General features: G+C 73.1%; 6 protein-coding genes. 1 reads left to right on the forward strand and 5 read right to left on the reverse strand.

Translation table 11 applies throughout. The features are described 5' to 3' along the window. Positions 1 to 87: 87 nt before the first annotated feature. From GTR02_RS18990 to GTR02_RS19005, 4 genes are all read right to left on the reverse strand, one after another. A complete protein-coding gene (locus tag GTR02_RS18990) occupies positions 88 to 1,077 on the reverse strand; it encodes an ABC transporter permease subunit (RefSeq protein ID WP_166609050.1) in 990 nt (329 codons plus the stop codon). A 25-nt stretch (positions 1,078 to 1,102) separates the two neighbouring features. After that, positions 1,103 to 2,806, reverse strand: coding sequence for an ABC transporter substrate-binding protein (locus GTR02_RS18995; RefSeq protein ID WP_166609051.1), 1,704 nt, complete (start codon positions 2,804 to 2,806; stop codon positions 1,103 to 1,105). Positions 2,807 to 2,976: 170 nt separating this feature from the next. Next, positions 2,977 to 3,918 carry a glycoside hydrolase family 26 protein gene (locus tag GTR02_RS19000; RefSeq protein ID WP_166609052.1) on the reverse strand — a complete coding sequence of 314 codons (942 nt, stop codon included), beginning with the start codon at positions 3,916 to 3,918 and terminating at the stop codon, positions 2,977 to 2,979. 96 nt (positions 3,919 to 4,014) lie between these two features. Further along, positions 4,015 to 4,650, reverse strand: a complete 636-nt coding sequence (locus GTR02_RS19005; protein WP_240896036.1) for a uracil-DNA glycosylase — start codon at positions 4,648 to 4,650, stop codon at positions 4,015 to 4,017. Between the two features lie 175 nt (positions 4,651 to 4,825). Between GTR02_RS19005 and GTR02_RS19010 the strand changes: the two genes are divergently transcribed. After that, positions 4,826 to 5,344 (forward strand): low molecular weight protein-tyrosine-phosphatase, encoded by a 519-nt coding sequence (locus GTR02_RS19010; protein ID WP_338073926.1) that lies wholly within the window; start codon positions 4,826 to 4,828, stop codon positions 5,342 to 5,344. A 46-nt stretch (positions 5,345 to 5,390) separates the two neighbouring features. On the opposite strand, the gene GTR02_RS19015 is transcribed toward GTR02_RS19010, so the two are convergent. Continuing rightward, a complete protein-coding gene (locus GTR02_RS19015; RefSeq protein ID WP_420814749.1) occupies positions 5,391 to 5,897 on the reverse strand; it encodes a methylated-DNA--[protein]-cysteine S-methyltransferase in 507 nt (168 codons plus the stop codon). Positions 5,898 to 5,905 lie beyond the last annotated feature (8 nt).

Genomic DNA, 5,905 nt, shown 5'->3' on the forward strand with positions numbered 1-5,905 from the left:
TGAGAGGAGCGGTCATGGCCACCACCACCTCCGCCGGCGAGCCCGCCCGGGCCGCGGCGGAGGTGGTGGTGGCCATGACCGCTCCTCTCAGGCGCGCGCGCGGGTGCGCGGGTCGATGACGGCGTAGAGCAGGTCCACCAGCAGGTTGGCGCCCAGGACGGACACCGTGATGATGAGGAAGATCCCCTGCATGAGCGCGTAGTCGTTGCTGCTGACGGCCTGCAGCAGCGCCGATCCGATGCCCGGGTAGGAGAAGACGGCCTCGGTGACGATCGACCCGGCCACCACGAACCCCAGCGAGATGGCGAACCCGGACACCGACGGCAGCACCGCGTTGCGGGCCGCGTAGCGGCGCATGATCCGCATCGGCCGCAGCCCCTTGGCCTCGGCCGTCACCATGTAGTCCTCCGAGAGCGTGGACACCATCATGTTGCGCATCCCGAGCATCCAGCCGCCGATCGACGACAGGACGATGGTCAGCGCGGGCAGGGTCCCGTAGTAGGCGACCGACGTCAGGAAGGCCGAGTTCCAGCCCGGGGTCGCGCCGTACACGTCGTAGCCGCCGTACAGCGGGAAGACGGCGAACGTGCTGCCCAGGAGGAACAGCAGGATCAGGGCCAGCCAGAAGTAGGGCACCGACTGGAACATCGTGGTGACCGGCACCAGGTTGTCGATCCAGGAGCCGCGCTTCCAGCCGGCCAGCGTGCCGAGCCCCACGCCGAGGACGAACGAGATCACCGTCGCGATCCCGATGAGCCCGATCGTCCACGGCAGGGTCTGGGAGATGATCTGCCCGACCGTGGTCGGGAAGAAGGTGACCGAGACGCCCAGGTCACCCGTCGCGATGTTGTGCAGGTAGCGGCCGTACTGCGTCCACAGCGGCTGGCTGGAGTCGGTGCCCAGCAGCGCCTCGATGGAGCGCCGCGTGGCGGGGGCCACGGGCCCCCGCTGCGCGAGCTTGGAGATGAGGATGTCCACGGGGTCGCCGGGCATCCAGCGGGGGATGAAGAAGTTCAGGGTCAGCGCGGCCCACAGGGCCGCGACGTAGAACCCGATCTTCCACGCGATGTAGCGCACGGTGGCTCCTCAGCACCCCCGCTCGTCAGTCGACGGGCTTGAGGTTGATCAGGACCTGGCCGTTGTCCCACGACTTCCACGACGCCGGGAAGGCGTACTTGTCGTCGTTGGTCGGCCAGCCCGTGGCGCGGCTGTTGTTGAACTCCGTCAGCGTGGAGTTGACGTAGATCGGGATGTACGGCATGTCGCGGACGATCTCCGTCTGGATCGCGGCGTACTGCTGCTTCTGCACGGTCTCGTCGTTGGTGGTCGCCGCGACGCCCAGCGCCTGGTCCACGACCGGGTTGCTGTAGCGGCCGTAGTTGCCGCTGGTCTGCGCGGCCTCGCCCACCTTGGCGGTCGTCGCCGTGGAGTAGCGCGGCTGGTAGGTGTAGTACGGGTTGGACGACGGCCCGAGGCCGATCGAGTCCAGGGACAGCTGGAACGTCCCCTGCACCTGGTTGTTGTTCCACTCGTTGTAGGCCAGCTGGGTCGGCTTGATCTCGATGCCGACGGCCTTGAGCTCCTGCGTCATGGCGTCGTTGAGCGAGATGTAGTCGCTGTAGCCGGTCACGGTCTGGATCGTCATCGACAGCCGCTGGCCGTCCTTGCTGCGGATGCCGTCGGCCCCCTTGACCCAGCCGGCCGCGTCGAGCAGCTGGTTCGCCGTGGCGGCGTCCGCCCCGCTCGGGGTGGTGGCGTTGGCGGGGTCCGCGATCCACTGCTGGTCGCGCTCGGGCAGCAGCATGGTGGGCGAGCCGGTCGCCGCGAAGCCGCCGCCCGCGAGCTTGTTCAGCTGGTCGCGGTCGATGGCGTAGTACATCGCCTGGCGCACCGCGGGGTCGGTCTGCGGGCCGGAGCAGCCCAGGGCCGCCGAGGAGCACGTGAAGATCGAGGTGGTCAGCGCGGGCGTGTTGACGTAGGACAGGTCCTCCTGCCCCTGGAGGATCTGCTCCAGGCCGGGGAGGAACGCGCTCATCCAGTCGACCTGGCCCGCGACCAGGGCCGCGCTCGCGGCGTCGGCGGTCGCCAGGGAGATGTAGCGCAGCTCGTTGACCTCGGGCTTGCCGGGCTGCCAGTAGGACGTGTTCTTCTCCAGCACGTAGCTGGTGCTCTCGAACGACTTGACCTTGTACGGCCCGGTGCCGACGGGGTTCTCGTTCGTCGTCTTGGCCGGGTCGGAGATCGTCGACCAGATGTGCTCGGGCAGGATCGGCGTGTTGCCGAGGATGAACGCCTCGGTCGTGAAGGACGGCGCGGAGAACGTCAGCACCGCGGTCTGGTCGTCCGGGGCGGTGGCGGAGGCGAGCTCCAGCCCGGAGGCGTTGATGGCGGGGGTCTTCGCGATGAGCGAGAAGGTGAAGGCCACGTCCTTGGCGGTGAACGGCTTGCCGTCGGACCACGTGGCGCCCTGGCGGGTCTTGATGGTCAGCTCGGTGCCGTCCGCGTTCCAGGTGTAGCCGGTGCCCAGCATGGGGACGGGGTCGGCCGCCTCGGCCAGGTTGTAGTAGTACAGCGACTCGTAGATCACGCCGAGCGTGGGCTGCAGCAGGCTCGGCGAGAACGGGTTGAAGTTCCGCGTCAGCGTGCCGGTCGAGCCGTTGAAGATCGTGATGGAGCCCTTCGCGGACCCGCCCTCCTCGCCGCCGCCGGACGTGCCGGAGCTGCAGCTGGTCAGGACGAGGGCGGTCGTCGCCGCGGCGGCCAGGAGCGACGCGGCACGGCGGGACGGGCGGGACGAGAAGAGCATGCGGATCCCTCGGTCGGATCGCCGCTGCCGCGACGATGCGGGTGCCAGGCCGCACCGGTCCCGGTCGACGTCGACGGGGGCGGGGTGCAGCGGCCTCGCTGGCCCCTTTTTAAGTGACTTAAGAAGGGGTGTCAAGCGACCCTCCGCACCCCGGGCCCCGACCGGGTGGTTCAGGCGGTGGGAGCGGGCAGCGTCACCGCCCGCGGCGAGGCGTAGACGGCGCGCAGCCGGGCCTCGGTGTTCTCGGCCGTCACCTGGTCCGGCCAGGCCATCGCCCAGGCCCACGCCGGCTGCGCCGCCCACTGCTCCTCGGTGGGGAACGCCCCCACCTCCCCCAGGCCGACGGGCCGCCCGCCTGCGAGCCGCAGCAGCTCCTCGTAGGTCTCCTGCTCGTAGTGCCCGCCGTAGGAGTCCACGGCGAGGGCGTCGACCACGTCGTCGCCGGGGTGGAAGGGCGCCACGGGCCCGGCGCTCCCGTAGGGGCCGTTGGGGTTCCACACCCAGAGCAGGTTGCGCAGGCCGTGGACGCCGACCAGCCGCTCGAACAGCGCGCGCCAGAGCGCGACGAACGCCTCGGGGCGCCCGCCCCACCAGAACCAGGCGCCGTTCATCTCGTGGTAGGGCCGCCAGAGGACCGGGACGTCGGCGTCCGCGAGGCGCTGCAGCAGCCCGGCCGCGACGTCGACCTGGGCGCACCAGCGCTCGTGCAGCGGCCGGCCGGGCGTGACCATCTCGGCGAGCTGCTCGTCGGTCACGTCGTCGCGCAGGATCCCGCCCTCGAACTCGACCGGTTCGTCGTCCAGGGGGCACACGGCGTGCCAGGTGACGACGACGACGGCGCCGCGGGCGTGCTCCTGGACCGCCAGGGCCAGGCTGGCGTCGCGCCGGTCGACGGCGTCCTTCGTGCCGGGGGCGGAGAAGCCGAGCTCGAAGCCCCAGACGGCGGGGGCACGGCCCGTCAGGGCCGTCATCCGCTCGGTCCAGGCCGAGCCGTGGGCCGGCTGGTTGTGCTGGCCGAGGAGCACCGCGCGGCCGGAGACCGCGCGCAGGCGGTCCAGCAGGGCGCGGGCGGCCGGGGTGGCGTCAGGCGTGACGGGCAGGGGTGTGGTCATGCCGCGCGAGCGTAGGCGCGCGCCCGGGCTCCCGCAGGTGGGCCGCAGCCCGCCGCCGTCCGGCCGGGCCCGGCGGCAGCGCCGGACCCGGGGTCGTCAGTCCTCGACGACGCGCGGGCGGCTGGGCCCGATGAGGGCGCGCACCCGGGCGAGGCCCACCGTGAGGGCCTCCTTCTTGGCCTGGTTCGTCAGCGCCCGCGGGGAGGGCAGCGGGACGGGGACGACGGTGACGTCGTTCAGCACGGGCCCGGACTTCTTCCAGCCGCGCTGCGCGTACTCGCCGCACAGCACGACGACCTCGAGGCGCGGCAGCAGGGGCAGGAGCGAGCGGAGCTCCTTCACGCCCGCGGCGAGCTCGTCGGCGTTCGGCTTGCCGGCGGAGGCGTCCGGCACCCACGGGATGACGTTCCAGAGCAGGGCGTCGTGCTCGGAGATGCCGATCTCCTCGCGCACCTCCCACATCGTCTCGGCGGTGCGGTCGTCGTTGTCGACGCTGACCATGCCGGAGCCCTCCTCGGGCAGCGTCGCCGCACCCGGGGACTCCAGCACGAACAGCACGCGGCTGTGCACGCCCGCCTCGGCCGGGTCGAAGTCGGGCACCCAGGAGCCGGGGCGCCGGCCCCGCAGCGCCTGCAGCCACTCCCGCAGCGGCTGGACGTCGGGTTCCGTCCCGAGCATGGCCCGGCGTTGCTCGAGGGCGGTGGGGTCGGCGAGGCCGCGCGGCTGAGGCATGAACACGAGAGGCACGGTACCGAGATCAGCGGCGTTCCGACGACCACGCACCCGGCCGGAGGCGCCCGGCCCCCGCCGGGACGGGCGTCCGCGGCCCCCGTCCCGGTCCCGCGGGGCGCTGGGTCGGGCCGGACCCGGGCCCGTCCGGGCTCGCGGCGGGAGGCACGATGGGCCCGTGCCCTACCGCGTCATGACCGTCTGCACGGGCAACATCTGCCGCTCCCCGATGGCGGAGGTGGTCCTGCGCCGGCGCTTCGCCGAGGCCGGTCTGGCCGCGGAGGTCGTCGTGGACTCCGCCGGGATCAGCGACGAGGAGGACGGCGGCCCGGTCGACCGGCGGGCCCGCGCCGTGCTCGCCGACGCGGGCTACGACGTCCCGGCGCACCGCGCGCACCAGGCGAGCCGCCGGGAGATCGGCGAGCGCGACCTCCTGCTGGCCATGACGGCCCGGCACGCGCGCTGGCTGCGGACCGAGGCGCCCGACGAGGCCGCCGCGGGGCGGGTGCGGATGTACCGCTCCTTCGACCCGGCCGCCGCCGCCGTCGAGGGCCCGGACGCCGTCGCGGACGAGTCCGCGCTGGACATCGCCGACCCCTGGTACGGCGACCGCTCCGACTTCGAGGTCACCCTCGCCCAGGTCGAGGCCGCGGCGGACGCGATCGTCGCGCACGTGCGGGCCGAGCTGACCCGCTGACCCGCTGACCCGCTGACCCTAGAGTCCGGCGGGCGTCACCGGCGCCTCAGAAGAGGCGGCCCGCCGCGTCGGGCGCCGGCTCCTCCAGCGCGAGCAGGAACCGCTTGCGCCACAGGCCCCCGGCGTAGCCGACCAGGGCCCCGTCGGACCCGACCACCCGGTGGCACGGCACGACGATCGAGAGCGGGTTGCGGCCGTTGGCCAGGCCGACGGCCTGCGCGTACCCGGGCCCGCCGAGGCGCGCGGCCAGCCGCCCGTAGCTCGTCGTGGTGCCGTGCGGCACCTCGAGCAGCGCGGCCCACACGCGCTGGGCGAACGCCTCGCCCACCGGGGCCAGCGGGAGGTCGAAGCGCTGCCGCCGCCCGGCGAAGTACTCCTCGAGCTGCCCCGCGACGTCGTCGAAGGCCGTGTCGTCCCGGCGGCCCAGCGCCTGCGCCGACGGGGGCGTGCGGTGGTCGGCGAACCAGAGGCCGGTCAGGCCCGCGTCGCCGCGGGCGAGCGTGAGGTCGCCCAGGGGCGAGGCCAGCACCGTCGACACCACGTCCCCGCTCACCCGGCCCC

The organism is Kineococcus siccus (assembly GCF_009906795.1).
In the GTDB taxonomy this organism is placed as follows: domain Bacteria; phylum Actinomycetota; class Actinomycetes; order Actinomycetales; family Kineococcaceae; genus Kineococcus; species Kineococcus siccus.

Excerpts from the sequence above, each read along its gene's own strand:
- GTR02_RS19005 (WP_240896036.1), bottom strand. The coding sequence starts at position 4,650 with ATGCCTCAGCCGCGCGGCCTCGCCGACCCCACCGCCCTCGAGCAACGC.
- GTR02_RS18995 (WP_166609051.1), bottom strand. The coding sequence starts at position 2,806 with ATGCTCTTCTCGTCCCGCCCGTCCCGCCGTGCCGCGTCGCTCCTGGCC.
- GTR02_RS19000 (WP_166609052.1), bottom strand. The coding sequence starts at position 3,918 with ATGACCACACCCCTGCCCGTCACGCCTGACGCCACCCCGGCCGCCCGC.